Here is a 23,964-nt window from a genome sequence, read left to right as displayed (position 1 = left end):
CATGTCCAAGCGAGCGTTTGTCCCGGTCCGTCTTCAGGTTCCCGAGCCCAAGCCGGTGCGGGTCGCCCCCCGCGCACCGGACGCCCTTCCCGAACGCGAGCCGCGCAACCTCTGGGTGATGATCGGCATGCCGGCGCTGATCGTCGCGCTGATCGGCACCATCGTCATGCTCTACGTCTCCGGAGTGCGCAGCTTGGGCTCGGGCATGTTCCCGATGGTGGGCATGGCCGGCCTGGGCATGCTGATGTTTTCCGGGCGGTTCGGCCGGGCCCGCAAGATCAGCTGGGGCGAGCAGGAGAAGAACCGGCGCAGCTACCTGCGCTCCCTCGACAGCGAGCGCGACGAGATCCAGAAAGCGGTCTGCGCCCAGCGCAATGCCCAGGAGTTGGTGCACTCCAACCCGCAGGGGCTGGGCGCAGTCATCGGCGGTCCGCAGATGTGGGAGCGTCGCCGCTCCGACGCTGACTTCCTGGACGTGCGGGTGGGTGTCGGCGTGCAGCATGCCCCGGATTCGGTGTTGTCGGTGCAGTGGCCGGAGATCCCCATCGACGAGGAGCTGGAGCCGGTCACCGGCCAGGCGTTGCGCGACTTCATCCTCGAACAACGCAAGATCCGCGACATCGCCAAAGTGGTCAACCTGCGCTCCCGCCCGGGGTTCAGCTTCGTCGGCGAGGATCTCGACGGGGTCCGCTCGCTGCTGCGTTCGATGCTCAGTGGGCTGGCGGTTTTTCACAATCCGCTTGACGTCAAGTTGATGGTGGTGACCCGGCACCCCGAGCTGTGGTCCTGGATGGTCTGGCTTCCGCACAACCAGCACGACGAGCTGTTCGACGCCTGCGGGTGGCGGCGCCTGGTGTTCACCAGCCCCACCGAACTCGAGGCGACGCTCGGTGCCGACCTGCACATGAAAGGCAAGCGCGGTGCCTGGCGGCCACCGTCGGCGCCGAGTCCCACCACCATGGGATCGGCGTTGGAGACCGGCACTGACGGGCATGATCTGGGTCCGCACTGGGTGATCGTCGACGACAACACCGGCAGTCCGGAGGCCTGGGAGAGCGTCATCGGGCGGGTCGGCAAGGAAGGCATCACGGTGCTCCGGGTGGCATCCCGGCTCGGCACCGGTGTCGGCTTCGCGCGCGACGAGGTCTTCGAGGTGATCGACCACCCGGCCCGGCACAACCTTGCTGAGGACGCGACCCCGGCCCACCGCAGAGACGGGCGCGGCACCGGCACGTCACCACGGCCCATGTTGCGCGCCGGCGGCAAATTCTTCGCCCACGCCGACCAACTGTCGGTGCCGCGTGCCTACCGCTACGCGCGGGCGATGGCGCGCTGGTCCCCGACGGCCAGTGTCGACGTCGCCGACGCTGGCAGCGGCGCGCTGGAACTGTTGCGCGCGCTGGGAATCGACGACGCGCGCGAGCTGAACGTCGACCGGCTGTGGGCCGAGCGGCGCAGCCGCGGCGACGAGCGGTGGGCTGAGATCCCGGTCGGCGCCAAGCCCAACGGCGAGTTGCAGAACGTCGTGCTGCGCGCAAAGGACTTCGGCGGCTTCGGTTTCCACTCGGTGGTGATCGGCACCAGCGGCTCGGGCAAGTCGGAGTTCTTCCTGTCCCTGGTGTACGGCATCGCGCTGACCCACTCGCCGGAGACCTTCAACGTGATCTTCGTGGACATGAAGTTCGAGTCCGCGGCCCAGGACATCCTCGGCATCCCACATGTGTCGGCGGCCCTGTCCAACCTCGGTAAGGACGAGCGGCACCTCGCCGAACGGATGCGCCGGGCCATCGACGGCGAGATCGCCCGGCGCTATCGACTGTTCAACTCCGTCGGTGCGCGCGACGCCAACGACTACGAGGAAATCCGGCTGGCCGGCCGGGACCTGGAGCCGGTGCCCATCCTGCTGGTGGTGATCGACGAATACCTGGAGCTGTTCCAGAACCACCCCAAGTGGATCGACCTGATCATCCACATCGGCCAGGAGGGCCGCGGCGCCAACGTCTTCTTCATGCTCGGCGGGCAACGCCTGGACCTGTCGTCGTTGCAGAAGGTCAAGTCCAACATCGCTTTCCGAGTCGCCCTGCGTGCCGAGTCCGGTGACGACAGCCGCGAGGTGATCGGCTCGGACGCCGCCTATCACCTGCCGTCGAAAGAGAACGGCTTCGGGCTGCTGAAGGTCGGCCCGCGAGACTTGGAGCCCTTCCGCTGTTTCTACCTGTCGGCGCCGTTCGTCGTCCCCAAGCGCAAGACGTCGACGGGCAAGACCCTCGACATGACCCTGACCAAGCCGCGGCTCTACACCTGGCAGTACCAGCCGCTGGATGAGGCGGACGCCCAAGCGCTGCAGGACATGTCGGCCACCGACGCCGAACCCGACGAGTTCCTTCTGCACGCCGACGGCTTCAAGAAGAAGAAGATCGTCGACGTGCTGCGTGAGTCGCTCATGGCCGCCGACCGCACGGCGCCGCACCTGCCGTGGCTGCCCCCGTTGGAGATCTCCGAGCCGGTCGACGCCCTGGTTGCGCGGTACCGGGGCAAGCCGTGGGACGTCGACTACGGCCGCAACCCCGGGCTGGTGTGGCCGCTGGCCGTCAAGGACATCCCCGAGGACGCGCAGCAGCTGATTCACTGCGTCGACGTGTTGCGCAGCAACATCATGGTGGTCGGGGCCAAGAGCCGTGGCAAGACGACGACGCTGATGACGCTGATGTGTTCGGCGGCGCTGATGTACACCCCGGCGCGGCTGACGTTCTTCTGCGTCGGCGGCGCCACGCTGGGTTATGCCGAGACGCTGCCGCACGTGGCCGACATCGTCTCACCGGCCGACCGCGAGGGCGTGGAGCGCACCGTCGCCACCATGGCCGCGCTGATCAGCGCCCGTCAGGACACCTTCCGCCGCGACAAGATCGACATCAACGAGTTCCGGGAGCGGCGCTTCGGTTCCGGTGGTGAAAGCCTCGCGGGCACCGATCCCAATGACCCCTACGGCGACGTGTTCCTGGTCATCGACGATTTCTCCGACCTGTATGCCGCCGACACCATGCTCGGGGACCGGATCATCGCGCTCAGCGGTGTCGGCCCGGAGTACGGCGTGCACCTGATGACCAGCGCTTCGGGCTGGATCCACGGCCAGCGCCAGACGTTGCTGCAGAACTCCGACGTACGCATCCAGTTGCGACTGCAGAACCCGGGCGAAAACGAGATGGGCACGGCGTCGCTGGACGCCCGCGACGCCGCCAAGCGCACCGTGAACCGGCCCGGCTTCGGTCTGACCGAGTCGCTGCACGAGATGCTCATCGGGGTGCCGGAGCTGGCCGCCGACGACGGCACCCGGATCGGGACCCGGGAACTGGGGACCCGGGTCGCCGAGGTCGCGGGCGTGACCAAGCACGCCACGCTCAAGCGGCTGCCGCCCGCGGTCGCGCTCTCGGAGGTCCTGGCCTACGACGTGGCACAGCGCCCGCCCGCCCAGACCGCCCCGTCGATCGCGTTCATGATCGGCGAGCAGCACGATCTGCTGCCGGTGCCGCTGATGCTGTCCGAGCACCCCGGGATGATGATTCTGGGGCGGGCGCTGTGCGGCAAGAGCGCCACCCTGGCCGCGGTCGGCGAAGCGGTGATGGCGCGGTTCAGCCCGCAGGAAGCCCAGATCACCATCATCGACCCCAAGACCGGGCCGCTGCGTGACCTGCAGGGCGCCGGCTACGTCAATGCCTACGCCTACGACCAGGACGAGATCGACGAGGTGCTGACCACGCTGGCGCAGCAGGTTCTGCTGCCCCGGCTGCCGGCCAAGGGCCTGAGCCAGGAGGAGCTGCGAGCGCTCAAGCCCTGGGAGGGGCCGCGTCATTTCGTGTTGATCGACGACGTGCAGGATCTTCGTCCGGCGCAGATCCATCCGGCCAAGCCGCCGGTGGGCGCGGCGCTGTGGAAGCTGATGGAGCGGGGCCGCCAGATCGGCCTGCACGTGTTCACCACCCGCAACTCGTCCAACTTCGGCCAGCTGGAGATGGACCCCTGGGTCAAGACGCAACGCGCCGCCAAGGTGCCCACCTTGTTCATGGACAACGACCCGCAGAACAAAGTCAACCGGATGGTGCGGGCGCAGGCGCTGCCCCCCGGCCGCGGCCTGTTGGTCAACGACTCCGACGTGGAAGGTGTCCTGGTCGGAGTGCCGTCGTCGATGATCCACGATTTCGAGCAGCAATAACCGGTATTTACATCGTGAAGTGACGGCGGACCCGAAATCGGTTTACGATCGACTCCGACCTGCCAACGTCGGCATATCAGCGATGAGGCATCGGGAGGAAATATGTTCTCTGTCGAACCGGAAGCAGTCCTGGCGTCCTCGGGCGTCGAAGCGGGGATCACCGCCGAAACGGAGGCGGCCGCCGCCTCGGCCAGCCCGGCACTGCTAGGCGTTCTGCCGATGGGTAATGACCCCGACTCCATCGCGTTCCAGGCCGCCCTGCTGGCCTCCGGCAGCGAATACCTGGGCATCGTCGCGGAGCATTCGGCGCAGCGCGGCCTGTTCTCCGGCGCGCAGGCCACCGCCTCGGGTGTGTACGGCGCCACCGAGGCACTGCGAGCCGCCACCGTCGCACTCGGCGGCTAGTCGGTGGCCGACCCGGGGTGGGCCGCCCGCACACCGGAGACCAACGACATGTTGATCAAATCCGGTGCGGGTGTTACGACCATGCTGACCAACGGGGCGGCGTGGACGGCATTGGGTGTGGCCCACCACGCGTCGGGAATCGCCTCGGCGATCAACACCGCTTTGACGTCGATCGGATGGGTCGGCGCCGGTTCGGAGGGGTCGGTTCTCAACGCAACGCTGCTGAACGTGGCCCTGCATGGGCTGGCGGGCTGGGTCGATGTGAAGGCGCCCATCGTCGCGGCAGCGGTCGAGGCCTACCAGCTGGCCTACGGCAGCATGCGCACCACCCAGGAGTGCGAGGAGAACCGGATCGAGACCGCCACCGACTATGGGATCAACCCGTCGGTGCTGGGGGCGTTGACGCCACGCATCACGTCGCTCGAATACGAGTACTACGGCCTGTTCTGGCCCAACAACGCCGCGGTGGGCGCGTCCTACGGGGCGACGCTGACCGCGCTCACCTCCAGCCTGACGGTGCCCGCCCCGGTGGCCGGGATGGGTGCCTCGCCCGCGGCCCCGGCGGCTGCGGCCAGTGCCGTCGGCGAAGCGGCGTCCCAGGCCGCCGCCGGTGGTGCCATGCGCGCCGCCTACACCGGGACGTCGTCGGCGACGAATGCCGCCGGGCAGGGCGCCAACGCCGCCCAGGGCATGAGCGGGCAGATGAGTTCGATGCTGGGCCCGGTCCAGCAGATCGGCTCGACGCTGATGCAGGCGCCGCAGTCGCTGATGCAGATGCCGCAGTCGATGATGAGCCCGATGCAGTCGCTGATGGGCATGTTCATGAACCCGAGCATGCTGGGCGGCGCGCTCAACCCGGCGGGAGCCGGCGGGGTGCCGGCCACGGCGATGCTGGCCAATGCGACGTCCGCACCCGGCGCGGGCGGCTTCGGGGGCGGCGGAGCGGGCGCGCCGGTGTCGGCGTTCACCCGCCCGGTGAGCGCATTCGAGTCCGGCGGCGGCCGTCCGGTGGGGTTGCGGCCCAGTGGCGCGCTGGGCTCCGTCGAGTCTCAGCGGGTGACGACGACCAGCGCCGGCGGCATGGGCGGCATGCCGATCGCCCACGGCGCCGGGGCGGGCGGAAAAGGTCAAGGCGACCGGTCCTCCGACCGGACCAACACCGTGCGAGTTGTCGACGACCGGGTGTGACCTGGGCGTTTGCTGAAGACAGGGTGAATCGACACATCCGAGAGGAGCCAATACACTACCGCCAGCTACATCCCGCCGAACCCGGGGGGGTTGTTCTACAACCGAGGAGGAAACGATGGCAGCCATTGTCGTCACGCCCGAACTGATGCGGAACACCGCATCGAAGTTGTCGCAGCACATCGAACACGCCCAGGCGATCGCCAATCAGTACCTGCACGACCACGAAAACATCTTGAGCGCAGCGACCTGGGACGGCGCGGGGTCGAAGGCCTCCTACGCCACCGCCGCGCAGATCCACGAAGACATGCAGAAAGTCCTCATCGGCGGCACCCGCCTGACTGAGGGCCTGAACCAGGCCGCTGCCCTGATGGAATCGCACGAATCCCACTCCGAGCACGCCTTCCACTCGCTGTTCGGCGGACAGTCCGCCTAACCCTCGATCTCCGTACTCGAAAGGACACCGATTCCCATGGCCGCAAGCGACGGCATTACTTACCACCCCGGCGCCGTCAGCGATCACGCTCACGGTGTGATCAGCAGCGCCGGCACCCTGGACCAGATCCACGCGGACGCTCACCAGCTCACCCAGATGCTGACCGAGTACTTCGCCGGCCACGGTGCCACCGGTTTCTTCGAAGCCCAGGCCCAGATGCTCTCCGGCCTGCAGGGCCTGATCGAGACCATCGGTCAGCACGGTTCCACCATCGGCTCCGTGCTGGAAGGGGCCATCTCGACCGACCAGACGATCCAATCGCTTTTCTGATCGATCCCGATCGTCGCCCGAGGTGGGGTGTCTGCGCGACCGGCGCAGATGCCCCATTTCGCGTGTCAGACCGGCTACGACACATCACACCTGAGGCGAAGATGACGTGCTGACGACGACGCTCGACGGACTGTGGGTGCTGCAGGCCGTCACCGGGATCGAAACGCTCTGCCCGGAACTTGGGCTTCGCCCGCTGCTGCCCCGTCTGGACACCGCCGAGCGGGCGCTGCGCCATCCGATCGCCGAGGAGCTGACCGAGATCGGCGTGCTCGACGACCAGGGCGAAGCGGATCCGATGGTCCGGGAATGGCTGACGGTGATCATGCGGCGCGACATCGCGCTGATGCTGAACCTGAACTTCCCCGGCCGGCCGTACGGCGACCCCCAGCACATGACCCGGGTCTCGATCAGCCGGTTCGCCTCCTGGTGGGTGGTGCTCGAACGCTATGACCAGGAGGTGCGCCTGTATCCGGCCGGACGCGCCACCGATCAGGCGGCGGCGGGCGATCTGCTCGTCGGCCAGATCGAGCGGTTGTGCGGTGTCACCGAGGCGGCCCAGCTGCGTCCGGTCACCCTGGACACCAAGGAGCTGCTCGAACGGGTCCGTGACCAAGACAGCCTGCGCCGGTACCTGGCCGCGCAGCGCCTCGACATCGACCAGCAGCAGATCGTGGCGATGGCCGCCGACCCGGAGGTGTCCGGGCAGGCCAACATCGTCGCGATCCAGCCGGGTGCGGGTCCCGAGGAATTGGCTCGGATGGCGATCGGGGATACCGCGGTGCTGATCTCCGACACCCCGGCGGGCCGCGTCTGCGTGGAGAACGTCGACAACGGTGGCCGTCGCTACCAGATCGTCTCGCCCGGGAGCCGTGCCGATGTCGCCAACGCGATCCTGCGGCTCATCGCTCGTCTCCCGGCCGGCGCGGACTGGCATTCACACCGACGGGTTGTATGACAGTGAATTCACATCTTCACCATTACCGTGCATTACCGTCCACCGTCAGAAACGTTGCAAACGTGGAATCAGCAGCCGTGTTAACATCACGCACGTGACGAGCCCATGGAATAGCCAGAATATGCCTGACGAAGGCTCATCCGGGCGGTGGGATCCGGCATCCGGTCACCGCTACCGGGATTCCGTATCGGACTCGATGCGCATTTCCGACCTGGCGACACCACGCAAGATTCCGCCCGGCTCGGGCTGGCGCAAACTGGTCTATGTCTTGTCGGCGAAAGTTATTAATCCCGGCGAATCTCCGCGTGAACGCCATTACCGTGATTTGCGTAATAGAATTCGTCGGCACATCCGGCGGCAGTACGTGATCACGTTGGTGTCCGGAAAAGGCGGCACCGGTGTGACGACCCTGACCGCCGCTATCGGCAGCGTGTTCCGGGAATGCCGGCCGGAAAATGTGATCGCGATTGACGCTGTTCCGGGCTTCGGGACGCTGTCCGATCGCATCGACGAGCACCCGCCCGGTGACTACTCGGCCGTTCTGAGCGACACCGACGTGCAGGGATATTCCGATATCCGCGAACACCTCGGGCAAAATGCCGTCGGCCTGGATGTCCTGGCCGGCAACCGCACATCGGATCAGCTCCGGCCGCTCGTCCCGGCAATGTTCAGCGGGGTGTTGTCGCGGCTGCGGCGAACCCACAACGTGATCCTGGTCGACACCGCGGCAGACCTGGAGCACCCCGTGATGAAACCGGTCTTGGAGAACACCGACACGCTGGTCTTCGTCTCCGGGATCACCGCGGACCAGTCCCGGCCGGTGTTGCGCGCGGTGGACTACCTCGCCTCGCAGGGCTACCACGAGCTGGTGTCGCGGTCCACGGTGATCCTCAACCACTCCGCGCCGGGCGAGGACAGCGCCGCGGTGGCCTATCTGACCGAACGGTTCAGCAAAACCGGCGCCACGGTGGAAGTCATGCCCTATGACGCCCACCTGGCAAAGGGCGGAATCATCGACGTCCACAACGAGGTGAAGAAGAAGACCCGGCTGCGGCTATTTGAAATAACCGCCGGTCTGGCCGACAAGTTCGTGCCCGACACCGAAAGGTAAAGCGCGGTGACTTCCCCGACACCAGCCAAAGTCGCGTTTCCGGCACGCTGTGCGGTGAGTCTCGCGTACGACAAACACCTCGTGTCCCAGGTCTTCCCGGCCGGAATTCCGGTGGAAGAATTCTTCGAGGGAATGGTCGAGCTGCTCGACGAGGATCTGCGGCACCACGGTTTCGACGGGGTAGCGCTGCCGGCGGGCAGTTACGAACTGCATAAAGTCAATGGGGTACGGCTGGACATCACTCGCAGCCTCGACGACCTGGGCGTCCAGGACGGCGACACCCTGGTTCTGGTCCCGGCGGTGGGCGGCGACTCATTCGAACCGCAGTACGAATCGCTGTCCAGCGCTCTGGCCGCAACGGCCCGCCGACTCGGCACCCAGCCCGAGATCAAGTGCCAGGAGTGTGGGCACAAAGCCGACGAGCAGACCGTGACCCGCCTGCTCAATTCCCAAGTCGATCGGATGTTCGCCCCGGTCACCGCGTTGACCGCCGCGCACACCGCGATCGGTCTGATGGCCATGGCCGTGGTCGTGATGTCGGCGCTGGCGGTTCGCGCCCGGATGTTCAGCGACAGTTGGCCGCCCGCGGCCGTCCTGGCCGGCCTCGGCGGACTGCTGGCGCTCGGCGCCATGGTGATCCGGCGGAACTGGCCCGCACGCGACGACTTGTTCAGCGGATTCGGTTGGCTGGCGGTCCTCGCACTGTCCTGCGCCGCGTTGTGCGCGGCACCCGGGGCCCTGGGCGCACCCCACCTGCTGATCGGGGTGACGGTCCTGGCGTTGGGCGCGATCGGTCTGAGCGTGCTGCTGCGGTCGCAGACCGCGGTTACCACCGCGATCGTCACCGCCGCCGGAATCGGCGGGGTGGTGGCCGCAGCGCGGATGTGGCATCCGGTATCGCCGCAGGTCATCGGTATCTGCATGCTGTTGGGCCTGCTGATTCTGTTGCGTATGTCGCCGACGATCGCACTGTGGGTAGCGCGGGTGCGGCCGCCGTACTTCGGTTCGATCACCGGGCGGGACCTGTTCGCCCGCCGCGCCAATATGCCGATCGACACGGTCTCTCCAGTCAGTCCGGAAGACGGCGAGGACGACGAGGACGACCTGGTCGACATCTCCGCACGCGGTGCCGCGATCGCGGCCTCCGCCCGGTTGATCAACGCGGTGCAGGTCGGGATGTGCGTCGCGATCGCGACGGCGCTGCCGATCGCGGTCTGGATGGTGTTGGAGCCGGGCGGGGCCCGGCCACGGGGCGCGGTGGTGCTGTGCGGTCTGGTGGCGGGCCTGTTCATCACCCAGGGCCGCGGTTTCGCCGGCCGTGTCCAAGCGATCGCGCTGGTGGGCGGGGCGTGCGCGGCCGTGCTCACCGGGATCGTCAAGTATGCGCTGGCGAACCCGGGTGACACCGCCGGCGGGTTCTTGTGGCCGGCCGCCGCCATTGCGGTGTTCGCCGGACTCGGGGTGGCCGCCGGTCTGCTGGTCCCCGAAACCAAGTTCGTGCCCTGGATCCGGCTGGCCGTCGAATGGCTCGAAGTTCTGGCGTTCATTGTGGTGGGGGTGCTTGGCGCTTGGCTGGGAGGACTGTTCGTGTGGGTCCGCAACTGAGACGCCTGCGCGCCCGCGGGTCCGCGGTCGCCGCGGTGATGCTGTTGGTGAGTCTGTCGAGCGGGCCCCCGACGGCGCAGGCGATCGAGCCGCCGTCCGTCGATCCGGCCCTGGTGCCGGCCGACGGGGCACCCGGCCCGGACCAGCCGATGCGCCGCTCGAACTCCTGCAGTGTGCCGATCACGGTCAGCAACCCAGACGTGGCCCAGCTGGCACCCGGATTCGACATGCTGGGGATCGCCGCGGCATGGCAGTACTCCACCGGCAACGGTGTCCCGGTAGCCGTCATTGACACCGGCGTCACACCGAACCCGCGGCTACCGGCGATCGCCGGCGGCGACTACATCATGGGCGGCGCTGAGGGTCTGGGCGGTCTGCAGGACTGCGACGCGCACGGCACCATCGCCGCGTCGATCATCGCCGCGGCCCCGCTCGGCATACTGCCGATGCCCCGCCCGATGCCGGAGGTTCCCGCGTTCCCGCCGCCGGCCGGTCCGCCGCCGAGCATCGGCGCGCCGTTGCCGCCGGCTGATATCCCCGGCCCGCCGGCACCGCCGCCGATCCCGGCTCCGGTGACCATCACCCAGGTGGCGCCGCCCCCTCCTCCGCCGCCTCCCCCGCCGGAGGAGGGTGCCGTGGCGCCGGCCTCGGGTCCGGCTGATCCGCAGACCGAGGACGAGCCGGCGGTTCCTCCGCCCCCGCCCGGCGCGCCCGACGGTGTCGTCGGAGTGGCGCCGCACGCCACCGTCATCTCGATCCGCCAATCATCCCGGGCATTCGAGCCGGTCAACCCGCAACGGTTCGGCTACGACGACGAGCGCGTGAAGGCCGGCACGCTGGCCACCCTGGCCAAGGCCGTCGTCCACGCGGCCGACATGGGCGCCAAGGTCATCAACATCTCGGTGACCTCCTGTGTTCAGGTGGCAGCCGGACTCGACCAACAGGTGCTGGGAGCGGCCCTGTGGTACGCGGCAACGGTCAAGGACGCGGTGATCGTGGCGGCCGCCGGCAATGTCGGCGAGGCGGGCTGCGCCGACAACCCGATGTTCGACCCGCTGAACCCGAGCGACCCGCGGGACTGGCACCAGGTCAAGGTGATCTCAAGCCCGTCGTGGTTCTCCGACTACGTCTTGTCCGTCGGCGGCGTGGACGCCACCGGCGCGCCGATCGACAAAAGCATGGCCGGACCCTGGGTGGGAGTGGCCGCGCCGGCCACCCACGTGATGGGTCTGTCTCCCCAGGGCGGTGTCCCGGTCAATGCCTACCCGCCGGTCCGGGTCGGCGAGAAGAACATGCCGTTCTGGGGCACCAGCTTCTCCGCCGCCTACGTCAGCGGCGTAGCTGCCCTGGTCCGGGCGAAATACCCCCAGCTCACCGCGCATCAGGTCATCAACCGGATCATGCAGACCGCACACAATCCGCCTGCCGGAGTGGACAACCGGGTGGGCTACGGATTGGTCGACCCGGTGGCGGCGCTGACGTTCAACGTGCCGGCGGGCGACCCGCTGGCACCGGGGTCGCAGCAGCGGGTGATCACCCCGCCGCCGCCGCCACCGCCGCCGGACCATCGAGCCCGCACCGTCGCCCTGGGATTCCTCGGCGTGATCGCCGCGACCGTCCTGGCCGCCGCGATCACCGCGCGGATCCGGAGGGCCACCAAGTGAGCCAGAACCGGGTCCGGCTGACCGGGTTCACGCCGTCGAGCAACCGGCGGTTGCTCTCCGCGTCGATGATCGCGCTGTCCGGTCTGGCGGGATGGGCGCTGGGCGGGCTGATCGGCGTCACGGTGGCCGTCCTGCTGGCGGTGCTGGTGGTGCTGGTGCCGTGGTGGGGCCAGCCGGCCTGGTCGTGGGCACTGCTGTGGTTGCGGCGCCCCTCGAAGGCGGCGAGAGCCGCCTGGAGCGAGCCGATCACGGTGGCCAACAACCGCGCCGGCGGCGGTGTTCGCATCCAGGACGGTGTGGCGGTGGTGGCGGTCCACCTGTTGGGCCGGGCGCATGCCGCCACCGTGGCCACCGGGTCGGTGAACGTGGAGACCGACAACGTCGTGGACGTCGCCGACCTGGTGCCGATGCTGCGGCACGCGCTCGGGCTGGTACTGGAGTCGATGAGCGTGATCAGCATCGGAGCGCGCCGCGCCACCACCGGCGACTATCCGCGGGTCTACGACACCGAGATCGGCACCCCGCCCTACGCCGGCCAACGGGAAACCTGGCTGCTGCTGAGATTGCGGGTCATCGACAACACCGCGGCGCTGCGCTGGCGCACCACGCTGGGCGCCACCGCGGTCGGCGTCGCGCAACGGATCGCGGGCCTGCTGCGCTGTGAGGGCCTGCGGGCCCGGGTGGCCACCGCCAGCGACCTGGTGGAACTGGACCGGCGCCTCGGCGGTGGTTCCCTGCTCCCAGGCGCCGAGCGCTGGAAGACGCTGCGCACCGAGGGCGGCTGGGTGACGACCTACGCCTATCCGGCCCGCCAGATCAGTGCCCAACTGCTGGCTCAGGCGTGGACTCTGCCGGTCGATGAGGTGATCCAGAACGTCACGGTGTTTCCGGATGGGACGTGTACGGCCACCGTCACGCTGCAGACACCGCAGCCCGCCCCCACTCCCCCGGCGGTGGTGCTACGCCGGCTCAACGGGGAGCAGGCCGCGGCGGTCGAGGCCAATATGTGCGCACCCCGACCGCAGCTGCGCGGTCTGCGGCCGGGCCGGCTGCCGGCCAGCCTGCCCATCGAGATCGGACCGTCGGGCGTCCTGATCGGCAAGCTGACCAACGGCGACCGGCTGATGGTGCCGCTGACCGACTCGGGCGAGTTGAGCCGCGTGTTCATCGCCGCCGAGGACCTGATCGCCAAGCGCATCGTCATCCGGGCGGCCGGCGCCGGGGAACGGGTCTGTGTGCACACCCGCGACAAGGCCCGCTGGGCCAGCGTCCGAATGCCCGAGGTGACCGTGGTCGGCGAGTCGAGGCCGACCCCGCGCACCACCGTGAGCGTGGTGGACGGGCCGATCGCGCCGTCACCGCGGCCGGCCACCGTCATCACGGTGGCGCCGCCGGGGACACCGCCCCCGCCCCCGGACGCCGTCGAGGTGAGTATCGAGCAGATCGACCGGACCGCGGTACGGGTTGCGGCCGGCGGCAAATCGTGGCTGGCTACGGTGGAGTTGTTCCGGGCGGAAAACCGGTACTGCAGCCCGGAGGCGCTGGCCCCGATGTCATCGCGATGACACCGCACCGCATCGGTCGTCAGCGAAGAGAACCTGGACGCGCGACAGAGGACGACAGACATTGAGTGACTTGCTGGCGGCCCGTCGACACTTCGACCGGGCCATGGTGAGCATGGACGGGCGCTACGGCTCCCCCGAAGCGTTGGCCGACTTCGTCGCGGCAACCGAGGCCGATCCCTCGATGGCCGATGCCTGGCTGGGCCGCATCGCCTGCGGTGACACCGAGCTGGACACCCTCAAGCGTCTGTATGCCAACAGCGACTGGCTGCACAAAGAGACCACCCGACTGGGCCGGCACCTGGCCGCCCAGATTCCGCTCGGACCGTACCTGTCGATCACGGTGACCGACGCCTCGCACGTGGGTTTGGCGCTGGCGTCGGCGCTCACCGTGGCCGGTGAATACGAGCGTGCCGACGCCCTGCTGGCCGACAAATCCCTGCTGGACAGTTGGATCAACCATCAGTGGCACCAGCTCGGCCGCGCCTACCTGATGTTCGTCACGCAGCGGTGGCCGGACCTGCTGACCATAGCGGCCGAGGAACTGCCCGAGCGGGCGATCGTCATGCCGGCGGTCACCGCGTCGGTGTGCGCCCTGGCCGGCTATGCGGCCGCACATCTGGGCCAGGGCCGGGTGGCGCTGGACTGGCTGGACCGCGTCGACATCAGCGGGCAGACCCGCTCCTCGGAGCGATTCCCGGCCGGTGTGCTGACCGCGTCGATCAACCCGAGCGAGATCCCCTTGCTGGCTGCGGATCTCGCCTACCTGCGTGGCATGGTGCACCGCCAGCTCGGCGAGGAGGACAAGGCCCAGGTCTGGTTGTCCAAGGCGGCCATCAACGGTGTGCTGACCGAACCGGCCAAGGCCGCGCTGGCCGAACCGAACCTGCGCCTGGTGGTTACCGAGGAACAGATCATCGACAGCCGCAGCGACCGCTGGGACGCCGGCTCGGCGAAGAGCCGCGCGGAACTCGATGAGGACAACGCGCTGGACCGCCGTGCTGAGCTGCTGGAGCAGGGTCGCGCCGAGCTGGAGAAGCAGGTCGGCCTGGCGGAGGTCAAACGCGCGGTCAAGGCCTTGGAGGACCAGCTCGAAATCCGTGCCATGCGGCTCGAACACGGCCTGCCCGTGGAGGGCCAGACCAACCACATGCTGCTGGTGGGCCCGCCCGGCACCGGCAAAACCACCACGGCCGAGGCGCTGGGCAAGATTTACGCCGGCATGGGGATCGTGCGCAACCCGGAGATCATCGAGGTGCGCCGCTCCGACTTCTGCGGCGAGCACATCGGATCGTCTGGGCCCAAGACCAACGAGCTCATCGAAAAGGCTTTGGGTGGAATTCTTTTCATGGACGAGTTCTATTCGCTGGTGGAGCGCCACCAGGACGGGACGCCGGACATGATCGGCATGGAGGCCGTCAACCAGCTGCTGATCGCGCTGGAGAAGCATCGCTTCGACTTCTGTTTCATCGCGGCCGGCTACGAAGACCAGGTCGACGAGTTTCTGACCGTAAACCCCGGTCTGGCCAGCCGGTTCAACCGCAAGATCCGGTTCGAGTCGTACTCGCCCGAGGAGATCGTCGAGATCGGTGAGCGTTACGGATCCAGTCGCGCGACCGAACTGAATGCCGAAGCACGCCAACGGTTCCTGGAGATGGTGACCACGATCCGTGGCTACGTCAGCCCGCGCGGAGAGCACGGCATCAACGTCATGCACAACGGCCGGTTCGCCCGCAACGTGATCGAGGAGGCCGAACTGGCCCGCGATACGCGGGTGGCCGCCCAAAAGCGTGCCGGGCAGCCGGTGACGATCGACGACCTGAAGACCATCACCGCCGCCGACATCGACTCGGCTGTGCGCGCCGTGTGCGACACCAAACGCGAGATGGCCGCCCTGAACTGGTAGACCGGGCCGCTGTCAGACCGGGCTGGCGCCGTACCGCGCCTCGAAATCGGCCTGAGCTTCCTCACGCAGTGCGGTGAAGACGAGATTGAGCCGATCCGCCAGTTCGCTGTGGGTGTAATCGCTGACCACACACGGGTGCAGCGTCAGCTCGAGCAGCCGGCCGTCGGAGTTGGCCACGGCACGGATGTCGCCGAGATCGACGCTGTAGGTGGTGTTCTCGGCCTCGGCGACCAGCGCTTCCCATTTCTCGGCCGCCTCACGCAGATCCCGCAAAACGGACTCAACGAGGTCCTTGTCGCTGAGTTCCGCGCGGCTCTCCGCCCCCGACATTGGCTAAGTATGTCCAGCCGGTATGAACAGCGTCAATTCATCGACACCCGTAAAGTCTGCTAATCCCACTGGCTGGCGGGCGGTGCGCTGAGCGTCCGAAACCAGCTGTAGTGGTAGTTGGCCGAGACCATGTCGCCGGTCGCGATGCCTTCGGTGGCGGCCAACAGCATGCAGTTCAGCACCAAGGCGGTGTCGGAGTCGGGATACTGCGCCAACAGCTGGTAACGCATGGTGTCCAGATGCACACGCAGTAAGTCGATTTCGGCGTCGACCACCCCGGTACCGGCGGCGCCCGCCTTCACCAGGGTGTTGGCCATCCGCGGCAGTCCTTCCCGCCAGTGGGTGGTCTCGCTGAGCCGCCAGCCGAGATCGTCGATGGGCGCCAGCTCGCGGGGCTGGACCGAGGTCTCGGTCACCGCGAAATCACTCGCCCAGCCGAGCCGGTCGCCGGGGCTGTAGGTGGCCGACTCCGTCGGGTCGCCCAGCATCTCGGTGGCGGTTCCGTTCCGGCGGCCCGGCTCCAGCAGCTGCACCCCCTCCGGCAGCTCGATCCCGGACGGGATCCATCCGTTGGCGATATCGGTCACCAGTCGGGTGGTGCCATCGGCAAAGATGCCGATCGCCCAGCGCAGCCCGGGTTCCTGACGGGCCACGAAGGCCAGCAGACGCTGGAGTCGCCGTTCGTCGGATTCGGCGACCGTCGGCGCGACGGGAGGCGGCGGGACGGGTTCGGGCTGGGCCGCCGCGGGAGGTTCCGGGGCTGCGGGGGCCGGTTCGGCGGGCAGGAGGACGACCGGTTCGGCCGGCGGGAGGACGATTGGCTCGGCAGGCGGGAGGACGATTGGCTCGGCCGGCGGGACGACGACCGGTTCTGCGGGGCGCTCCGGTTCCAGCACCTCCGGGATCGCGGGGACATCGACGACCTCCGGTGCCGGCGCCGGCACGGGAGCAGGCGGCGGCACGGCGGCCGGCGGCGCAGCCACCGGTGGCGGATCGAGTGGCGCCACCTCGGGCGCAGCGGCGGTGACGGTTTCCGGTAGCCGATGACGAGCCCGCTGGGCAGGTACCTCGGAGGGCTGCTCGGGCGGATCGGCCGGGCGAGGCGCGGCGACGGGTTCGGCCGGGACCTCGGCGGTCGGGAACACCGGAGCCGGGGCCGAAGCCGGAGCCGCGCTGAGGCTGATGTACTCCCTGCCGAACTCCAGGGCCTCCTTGTGGAGTTGGCGCACCGTCGACTCCACCCGGAGGACGGCGAAAGCCCTGGCAACGTTGATGACCCGGGTCTCCGCAGCCTGACGCGCCGGACCGGCCAGGTCTGATCGACTGATGGCGTGCAGCTTCTCGTTTGCCGAATGCGCGATTCGTTGCAGATCAGCGTTGAGATAGTCGGCAAGCGGGGCCGTCTCGGGGGTGATCGTCGCCAGCTCGGCGGGCCACAGGCCGCCGAGCACCCAGGAACTACAGTCGACCGGAGCGCTGAAGGCCGGGATCGTCAGCGATTCCCGGGCCGCGTTCCGGAGACGCTGGCGCGCCGACCGCCGACCGAAGAGTGCCACCGCGCAAGCGTACCGTTGCCGTCCCGGCGCTCTCGTCCGAATTCGCCCTCACCGGGCTGCGCCGCCCACGGTATTCGGGCGACCGTCCACAGCCACTGTGCGCGGTGAATTGTCAGCCCTTGGGCCGGTCGGTAGCGTGCAGATCGTGGCTGATGTCGGGTCCCCGGGGACGGGGTGTGCAGCGCAGTTGAGCGAGGTACTCGCCTTGCTGGAGCGGGCCCGAAAGCTGTTTGGCGACATGGTGGTTGATCCTCCGCCAGACATCGCGCCCGATGCTGACGCCGCTGGAAGATGGGTGCTTTAGCGGCCGGGGTTCGCCCGGGGGTGCAGTTGGTGGGCCAGAAGCCGCTCAGTAGCGACCCGTAGATCGTCAGCGGTGGGCACCGCAGCCGACGGTGCGTGCCCGGTCGTGACGATCTCACCTCGGATCTCTAACGCCGCCTTGAGAAATGAGACATCCGCGGTCAGGACAATGGCCTCTGCCAGCCGGTGCGCGTCCGTGTCCATCACCGCCTCGGTCAGCACCACACTGTGCAGATAGCCGCCGCGACAAGACCGGAACAGCACATCGCCACTCGGGTGGAGCGTGTCGAATGCCGGGTTCGGCTCAGTCATCGGCGCCCGTCGGTGAGGTGCCCGAAGGCGCTGGCGGCATCGTCTTCATTCTTGTTCCACATTGCCACCGCGCGGTGCAGATTTTCTGACACTGTCGAATGTTCGCTGGACTGGTCGTCGTAGCAGTCCTTGCGTGCGTCCAGCAACGAACCCGCCGCCTGGCGAAAGTCGCCGTAGATCGGGCCGAGCGAGTTCAGGGTCGCCTGGATTCCCTCGTGTGAGGCCGCAACGGTGGACAGGTAGTCCGACGTCTCTTGATGGTTCCCGGCCGCGTTGGTCAGAACGTCCTGATTGACGTGGATCTTCTCGGGCATGTCCCACCTTCCTGGCTAATCGACGATGCCGGTTGGAGCCGGCTTTTTCAAGCTCATGAGGCTGCCGAGCGCCGCCGCCGGGCGGGTGGCGACCGGCGCGGGCTCCTGTGCCGAGGCCGGTGCGGGCTCCTGTGCCAAGGCCGGCGGATGCTGCCAGCCCAGGAACCCGGGACCGCGCAGGTTCTCGACGAGATGCAGCTGCCCGTCGAGTAGCGCCTTGCCGCCGCCGACAGCAAGGGCATGTCGGTCGGTGAACACACCGATGTCGCCCGCCCGCAGGCTGGCCACGTCGACCGCCGCCACCACAGGGGTTCCGGGCGGCGGGACGTGGATGCCCTGGCTCCGGAACGCCTCCACCACGGGCTGTCCGTCGGCGACGGCCTGCATCGCCGCGCCCAGTTGCGGATTGGCCACAGTCGTGGTTTCGCCGTCGGGCAGCCGCACAGTGACCAGACCCTGCTCCCCCGGGTCCTGCGCCGGCGTATCGCCGTCAGCTCCATCGGCATCCGCACCATCGGGCGCGTCGGCCGTAGCCGCTTCCTCGGGCCGGTAATCGTCTTCCGCGGGCAAGTCGTCACCGCCCGCACCCGGCGTCAGCCCGGTCCATGGAAGTCCGGCGGGCATGGCGGCCGGCATCGCTCCGAAGCCCGGCCCGTCGGCACCCAGGCCCGGGAACATCGGCGTCGCCAACTGCGGCAGCCCCTGCGGCACCTCCGTGTCATCCGCGGCATCCGCGGCAGGCTCGTCATCAACCAGTACGTCCGGGTAGGAGTCGGGATCCGGGCCCAGCGAGGGCTGGCCCTCCTCGGCGGGCGGCGGGTCGCGGCGATCCGATTGCGCAGCGGCATACAGCCCCGTCAAAGCATTGGCGAGCGCCTGCTTGGAGGTGTCATCGTCGTTGGTCTCTTCAACCACCTTGATGATCTGCCCCAGTTTGCCGATCAAGAACCGCTGGAATTCGCGCGCACCCGCGGCGGTGTCCAGGTCCCAGGCCCCTGCGGCGCCGGCAATCTCTGCCTCGAGTTCGTCGAGGCGTCGTCGGCCTTCCAGCGTGGTCTTGTGCGCGTGGCGCAGCGCTTCGATGATCTGCCGGTCGAAGCCCGCGGCACTCGACAGTTGCTGCGCCAGAGCAGTTTCGGCCAGCTTCATCGCTTGCGCCGCCCGGCCCTGCTGTTGATCACCGGGCACCGGATAAACCGAGCGCAGGCGGGTCAGCACGCTGTCGTAGCCCGACGGCGGCAACGGCAGGGTCAGTGCCGCCTGGGCTAGACGAGTCGCCTCACCCGCACCGCCGGCCCTTTCGATGCGGCCGATCGCATCCAGCACGTCGTCGCGGGTTGTCATCTCCTCAGCCCAACATCGCTGCGCCGGGCCGACGCTCGGGAGCTGACCGCTTCATGGCCGGTGACTGTACCGGCGCCCACCGAGGCCGACAATTCACCCGAGCACCCGCTGGGGACAGCCCGGTCACGGCACCGGACGCCGGATCGCCACCTGCGCGCCCAGGGGGCTGATCTGCACGGTTGCACCCGCGTGCGGGGCTTCGATCACCCGGTTCCCGCCGATTGCCAGCTGAACATGACCGGTGCTGGGGAACACCAGGTCGCCGGGTCGAATCTGGGAGCGTGCCACCGGGATTCCTTCGTAGATCTGGGTGTAGGTGGTACGCGACAGGGGCACGCCGGCTTGGTGGTACGCCCACTGGGTCAGCCCCGAGCAGTCGAACCGGTCGGGGCCGGTCGCGCCCCACACATAGGGTCGGCCGAGCCGTGACAGGGCGGCACGCACGGCCATCCCGGCGCGAGTGTTGGGCAACCGCAACCGATCCAGCCCGGTCATCCGGCGCCCCGCCGTCCGGTAACGCAGCCGCCGCAACCCCGCACGGTGGGCCCGCGCCCGGTGGCGCGCCGATGCCACGTGCGCATGTTGGGCGCGCAGTCGGGCTGCCCGCCGGCGCATTGCCTCCCGGTGCGCCAAAGGCGTATCTGGGGAAACTGCCGAGTCAGCGCGGGCAGCGGAGACGACGCCGTCGGTCTGCTGGCGGGCTCGGGCGTGGTCGGCGACCACGGCGGCCAGCGCTGTTGTGGCGAGCGCATCGGTACGTGCGTTGGCCAGCAACAGATCCCGCTGCGCGAGCACCGCCGCCCGGTACCGGTCATGCCCCGCGCCGGTGTCGGTGTTGGCGTTGCGCTCCAACAGCTCGACATAGCGGTCCAGCCCGGGCTCCAGTGACACGGGCCGTGGATGACCCGCGAACAGCTCATTGGCGCGCGTCAGTAGCTCCAACTCACCGTTGCTCACTGTTATCCCCCTTCGTCGCCACCATCTGTTGCGTCCATGGATCCGTCGGCGAATGCCCGAACTCGGGCCAGCGCTCCGGGCGGAATCACACCTCGGTTGCGGATGTCCCACATCTCCTCGGGCCCGACGCCGATCAACGCCGCGATCACCGGTTCGGGCAGCGGCGACTGCGCGCAGGCCCGATCGAAGCGGGCGGTCAGACTGCCGGGCATCCGCTGCAGCAGGTCGATACGGGTGGCCTCGAGGGCCTGCAGGTGCGCCATCAGCCGGGCAGCGTGATCGGCGCCCGCGTTGACCGCCACCCGCCAGGAGCTGGCAGCAAGCATCTCCGCCTTCACGCACTGCGTGATCACGGAAAGAATATACGTCTCGTATTCGTCTGAGGCTTCCGACGGCAGTCTCGCGATCACCGAACGCAGCGCATCGAGCTGCGCCTCGGCATATCCTTCCAGCACTTCGGTGTCACTGTGGCGGTCGACGACGATGGCTCCCGCGGGACGCGCAGCCGAAGTCTGCGGCCCGGCCGCCGAGATCAACGAAGCCAGTTCGGCGTCGGGATCGTCGGCCACCAGGAGGCGAGAATAGGTGCCCGGCGGCAGACCGAGTCCGTTCTCAACCTTCTGAACTGTGCCTTTATGGGGCTTCCGGGCGCCGCGCTCGAGGTAGCTCAATCCCATGATGCTGACCCCGGTGGCTGCGGCGAGGTCGGCCAGCGACCAGTCGCGCGCCTCGCGCAGTGCCCGAATGGCCGCGCCCGCCGCTTCGCGGCTCATTGTTGCGCCCCGGCCATGGACGGATAGTACACAGCCTGGCCCTTCACTACTTACATATATGTTTTTATCAACTTCTGTTGCGTTCGTCGTATCTGATCGTATACGTTTCTATCTACGTTATCCGATCTGTTCTCGAGGAGGTCCTTCCGATGGCACCCCCCTGCTCCGCAAATCCCGAACTGTGGTTCGGCTACCCCGACGCCGACGGAGCCGACGGGGCCGCCAAGGCCCGGGCCTACGAACAGTCCTCGACCGAGGCGCGGTTGCAGTGCCTACGACGCTGCCCGCTCGCGCAGCAGCGCCGGTGCGCAGCGCTCGCCGTGGAACGGGGTGAGGAGTACGGCGTGTGGGCCGGCGTGAAGCTCCCCGGCGGCCAGTACCGCAAGCGGGCCGAACTCGCCCGGGCCCACGCGCTGCTGCGCGCGATCGCCGCCGGCGAGATCAACACCCGCGAGCTGCCCGACAATCAGGCGTTGCTGACCAACCACGAGCGCGAACAGCTGCCGGTGACAGCGACGGTTTTTCACCTGCCCGCCGGGCGGATCGGTCCTCGGTCAGCGGCCTGACCCCGGCATGAGTCGGTAGGATCGCCCGTAGCGGCACGGCGCACGGCGCGGAGGTGACAGTTGAGCAACCTGGAAGCCACCTCGAATGAATTCGCTTGCGCAGCAACGCCAACTGATCACATCGAAGTACTGCACGCCCGCGACGTTCCGCTGGGCGGAGCACGCGCCATCAGGGTCCGCCGCACCTTGCCGCAGCGGGACCGCTCGCTGATCGGCGCCTGGTGCTTCGTCGACCATTACGGACCGCAGGATGTCGCCGACGGCGCCATGGATGTGCCCCCGCACCCGCACACCGGGCTACAGACGGCGAGCTGGCTGTTCAGCGGGCGGGTCGAGCACCGCGACAGCGGCGGCGTGCACGCGGTGGTGAACCCCGGCGAGCTGAACCTGATGACCGCCGGGGCGGGCATCTGCCACTCCGAGGTCTCGATTGATCCGGAGACGGCTCCGGTGCTGCGCGGCGTACAGCTGTGGGTGGCCTTGCCCGATAGCTCCCGCCACACCGCGCGTGACTTCAACCATTTTGCGCCCGAGCCTGTTTCGCTGTCCGGCGCATCGGCGCTGGTCTTCCTCGGCGAGCTGGCCGGATACCGCTCCCCCGTCGCGTCGTTCACTCCCCTGCTGGGCGCCCAGCTCGACCTGGAGCCGCGCACCGAACTGGCACTCGACGTCGACCCCGCATTCGAGCACGGTGTGCTGTGCGACCAGGGTGCGGTCAGCCTGGGCGGCACGGGCCTGGGCGTCGGCGAGCTCGGCTATCAAGGCCCCGGTCGCACGGTGCTGCCGCTGCGCAACACCGGCGACTCCCCCGCCCGGGCCCTGGTGCTGGGCGGGGTGCCGTTCGGTGAGGAGTTGGTGCTGTGGTGGAACTTCATCGGCCGTAGCCACGACGAGATCGTCGAGTTCCGGCGCCGTTGGCAGGACGGTGACGAGCAATTCGGCCGGGTCATCGGCTATCGGGGCCGCCTGGAACGGCTACCGGCCCCGCCGATGCCGCCGCTGCGGCTGCGGCCGCGGCGGCCCCGCACCGAGTAGGGATCCCGCTCGCTCAGCGGATGGTGCCCGCTCCCGGGATCAGCGGCAGATCCAGCGCCGTGACCCAGCCCGGCGGGAGATCATTGACCGCTGGGACGGCGTTGAGCGCGCGCATCCCGGTGGCCAGGCAACCGGCAGTGGCCGCGTCACGGCCCGAACCATCGGTGAAGTGGAATGCCGTCTCTTGCGAAATGCTGGGCGTCCCTTCGATATCGACGCGGTAGACGTCATCCTGGGTGCCCGAAGGCCAGTCCGGTGCGGCGTCGCGGCCGATCCGGTTCACGTGCTCGAGCTGGATGCGGGTTTCGCCCCGGTAGATACCGTTGATGGTGAACCGCACCGCCGCGACCTGGCCCGGGGCGATCACTCCCTTGGCGGTGGTGCGTTCGTGGGGAGTCACCCAGGTGTCCCAGGTGGTGGTGATCTCATCGAGCTCGATCCCGGCGGCGTGCGCGATCATCGGAACTGTTCCGCCCCAGGCGAAGATCAACACCTCGGGGATCTTGAGCACGGGCTGGAAGTCGGGGTCGCGGCCGATCCCCATCTCGTTCTCGTAGTCGCCGGTGTAGTTGGTGTAGTCCAGCAGCTCGGAGGCGCGCACCTTGCGCACCTCGGCGCAGACCCCCATCAGCGTCATGGGAAACAGGTCGTTGGCGAAACCGGGGTCGATACCGGTGGTGAAGCACGACGCTCCGCCGTCCTCGCAGGCTTGGGTGATGGGCTTGAGCAGATCCGGCGGATTGAGCTTGAGCCCGGGCCACACCCACGGCGTCATCGCGGTGGAGCAGACGTCGATGCCGGCACGTAGGAAGCGCGCGATCAGCGCGATGTTGTCGGCTGCGTGCGCGGCGGTCGGGCCGTAGTGCACCAGCGCGTCGGGCGCCAAGGCGATCAGGGCGTCTACGTCGTCGGTGGCGGTGACGCCGACGGGCGGGATCCCGCAGATCTCACCGGCGTCGCGTCCCACCTTGGCCGGGTCGCTGACGCCCACGCCGACCAGTTCGAACAGCGGGTGTTTGACGATCTCGGGGATGACCAGCTTGCCGACGAACCCGGTGCCCCACACCACAATCCGTTTTGCCACCTGAGATCCTCTCGTCGTGCG

Annotated in this window: 21 protein-coding genes; 13 read left to right on the top strand and 8 right to left on the bottom strand. The window is 68.4% G+C overall.

The genetic code is table 11. The annotated features are described in order from the left end of the window. Position 1: 1 nt before the first annotated feature. The 11 genes from eccCa (at position 2) to eccA (ending at position 15,369) form a co-directional block, all read left to right on the top strand. Positions 2-4,210: a type VII secretion protein EccCa gene (gene eccCa / locus K3U94_RS00280; protein ID WP_220695233.1), complete on the top strand. Its 4,209-nt coding sequence runs from the start codon at positions 2-4 to the stop codon at positions 4,208-4,210. A gap of 102 nt (positions 4,211-4,312) precedes the next feature. Next, positions 4,313-4,615, top strand: coding sequence for a PE domain-containing protein (locus K3U94_RS00275; protein WP_047320312.1), 303 nt, complete (start codon positions 4,313-4,315; stop codon positions 4,613-4,615). A 3-nt stretch (positions 4,616-4,618) separates the two neighbouring features. Next, on the top strand, positions 4,619-5,803 hold the full coding sequence (locus tag K3U94_RS00270; RefSeq protein ID WP_047320311.1) for a PPE family protein: 1,185 nt from the start codon (positions 4,619-4,621) through the stop codon (positions 5,801-5,803). A gap of 115 nt (positions 5,804-5,918) precedes the next feature. Beyond that, positions 5,919-6,236 carry a WXG100 family type VII secretion target gene (locus K3U94_RS00265; RefSeq protein WP_047320310.1) on the top strand — a complete coding sequence of 106 codons (318 nt, stop codon included), beginning with the start codon at positions 5,919-5,921 and terminating at the stop codon, positions 6,234-6,236. 36 nt (positions 6,237-6,272) lie between these two features. Continuing rightward, complete coding sequence (locus K3U94_RS00260; protein ID WP_047320309.1) at positions 6,273-6,566, top strand: WXG100 family type VII secretion target; 294 nt, start codon at positions 6,273-6,275, stop codon at positions 6,564-6,566. Positions 6,567-6,672: 106 nt separating this feature from the next. Next, positions 6,673-7,521 (top strand): ESX secretion-associated protein EspG, encoded by an 849-nt coding sequence (locus tag K3U94_RS00255; RefSeq protein WP_220695232.1) that lies wholly within the window; start codon positions 6,673-6,675, stop codon positions 7,519-7,521. A 94-nt stretch (positions 7,522-7,615) separates the two neighbouring features. Beyond that, positions 7,616-8,632 (top strand): MinD/ParA family ATP-binding protein, encoded by a 1,017-nt coding sequence (locus tag K3U94_RS00250; RefSeq protein WP_109519638.1) that lies wholly within the window; start codon positions 7,616-7,618, stop codon positions 8,630-8,632. Between the two features lie 6 nt (positions 8,633-8,638). Beyond that, on the top strand, positions 8,639-10,237 hold the full coding sequence (gene eccD, locus K3U94_RS00245) for a type VII secretion integral membrane protein EccD (RefSeq protein WP_109519637.1): 1,599 nt from the start codon (positions 8,639-8,641) through the stop codon (positions 10,235-10,237). A gap of 38 nt (positions 10,238-10,275) precedes the next feature. After that, positions 10,276-11,901, top strand: coding sequence for a type VII secretion-associated serine protease mycosin (gene mycP, locus K3U94_RS00240; RefSeq protein ID WP_047320391.1), 1,626 nt, complete (start codon positions 10,276-10,278; stop codon positions 11,899-11,901). 65 nt (positions 11,902-11,966) lie between these two features. After that, positions 11,967-13,466: a type VII secretion protein EccE gene (gene eccE / locus K3U94_RS00235; RefSeq protein ID WP_220696603.1), complete on the top strand. Its 1,500-nt coding sequence runs from the start codon at positions 11,967-11,969 to the stop codon at positions 13,464-13,466. Positions 13,467-13,569: 103 nt separating this feature from the next. After that, a complete protein-coding gene (gene eccA / locus K3U94_RS00230; protein WP_230987670.1) occupies positions 13,570-15,369 on the top strand; it encodes a type VII secretion AAA-ATPase EccA in 1,800 nt (599 codons plus the stop codon). 12 nt (positions 15,370-15,381) lie between these two features. Here eccA and K3U94_RS00225 read toward each other — a convergent pair whose 3' ends face one another. The 7 genes from K3U94_RS00225 to K3U94_RS00195 all read right to left on the bottom strand — a co-directional run bounded on the left by K3U94_RS00225 (position 15,382) and on the right by K3U94_RS00195 (position 21,258). Further along, positions 15,382-15,699, bottom strand: a complete 318-nt coding sequence (locus K3U94_RS00225) for a DUF2710 family protein (RefSeq protein WP_047320305.1) — start codon at positions 15,697-15,699, stop codon at positions 15,382-15,384. 59 nt (positions 15,700-15,758) lie between these two features. Continuing rightward, positions 15,759-17,255 carry a DUF5631 domain-containing protein gene (locus K3U94_RS00220; protein ID WP_220695229.1) on the bottom strand — a complete coding sequence of 499 codons (1,497 nt, stop codon included), beginning with the start codon at positions 17,253-17,255 and terminating at the stop codon, positions 15,759-15,761. A gap of 300 nt (positions 17,256-17,555) precedes the next feature. After that, positions 17,556-17,870: a DUF2694 family protein gene (locus K3U94_RS00215; protein ID WP_047320303.1), complete on the bottom strand. Its 315-nt coding sequence runs from the start codon at positions 17,868-17,870 to the stop codon at positions 17,556-17,558. After that, positions 17,867-18,184, bottom strand: coding sequence for a type VII secretion target (locus K3U94_RS00210; RefSeq protein ID WP_047320302.1), 318 nt, complete (start codon positions 18,182-18,184; stop codon positions 17,867-17,869). The genes K3U94_RS00215 and K3U94_RS00210 overlap by 4 nt, the downstream gene beginning before the upstream one ends. Positions 18,185-18,199: 15 nt before the next feature. Beyond that, positions 18,200-19,528 carry a DUF4226 domain-containing protein gene (locus tag K3U94_RS00205; protein WP_220695228.1) on the bottom strand — a complete coding sequence of 443 codons (1,329 nt, stop codon included), beginning with the start codon at positions 19,526-19,528 and terminating at the stop codon, positions 18,200-18,202. Between the two features lie 123 nt (positions 19,529-19,651). Further along, positions 19,652-20,485 carry a C40 family peptidase gene (locus tag K3U94_RS00200; RefSeq protein ID WP_220695227.1) on the bottom strand — a complete coding sequence of 278 codons (834 nt, stop codon included), beginning with the start codon at positions 20,483-20,485 and terminating at the stop codon, positions 19,652-19,654. A gap of 2 nt (positions 20,486-20,487) precedes the next feature. Next, positions 20,488-21,258: a helix-turn-helix domain-containing protein gene (locus K3U94_RS00195; RefSeq protein ID WP_047320300.1), complete on the bottom strand. Its 771-nt coding sequence runs from the start codon at positions 21,256-21,258 to the stop codon at positions 20,488-20,490. A 149-nt stretch (positions 21,259-21,407) separates the two neighbouring features. Here K3U94_RS00195 and K3U94_RS00190 point away from each other — a divergent pair, with 149 nt between their 5' ends. Next, complete coding sequence (locus tag K3U94_RS00190; protein ID WP_047320299.1) at positions 21,408-21,824, top strand: WhiB family transcriptional regulator; 417 nt, start codon at positions 21,408-21,410, stop codon at positions 21,822-21,824. Between the two features lie 60 nt (positions 21,825-21,884). Next, positions 21,885-22,859, top strand: a complete 975-nt coding sequence (locus K3U94_RS00185) for a pirin family protein (protein ID WP_220695226.1) — start codon at positions 21,885-21,887, stop codon at positions 22,857-22,859. Between the two features lie 13 nt (positions 22,860-22,872). On the opposite strand, the gene K3U94_RS00180 is transcribed toward K3U94_RS00185, so the two are convergent. After that, entirely contained in the window at positions 22,873-23,943 is a 1,071-nt protein-coding gene (locus K3U94_RS00180; RefSeq protein WP_220695225.1) for an NAD(P)H-dependent amine dehydrogenase family protein, read from the bottom strand. Positions 23,944-23,964: the final 21 nt, after the last annotated feature.

The organism is Mycolicibacter heraklionensis (assembly GCF_019645815.1).
Taxonomy (GTDB): domain Bacteria; phylum Actinomycetota; class Actinomycetes; order Mycobacteriales; family Mycobacteriaceae; genus Mycobacterium; species Mycobacterium heraklionense.
The sequence above is the reverse complement of the archived record's forward strand: the minus strand, read 5'-3'. Positions and strand labels throughout refer to the sequence as shown.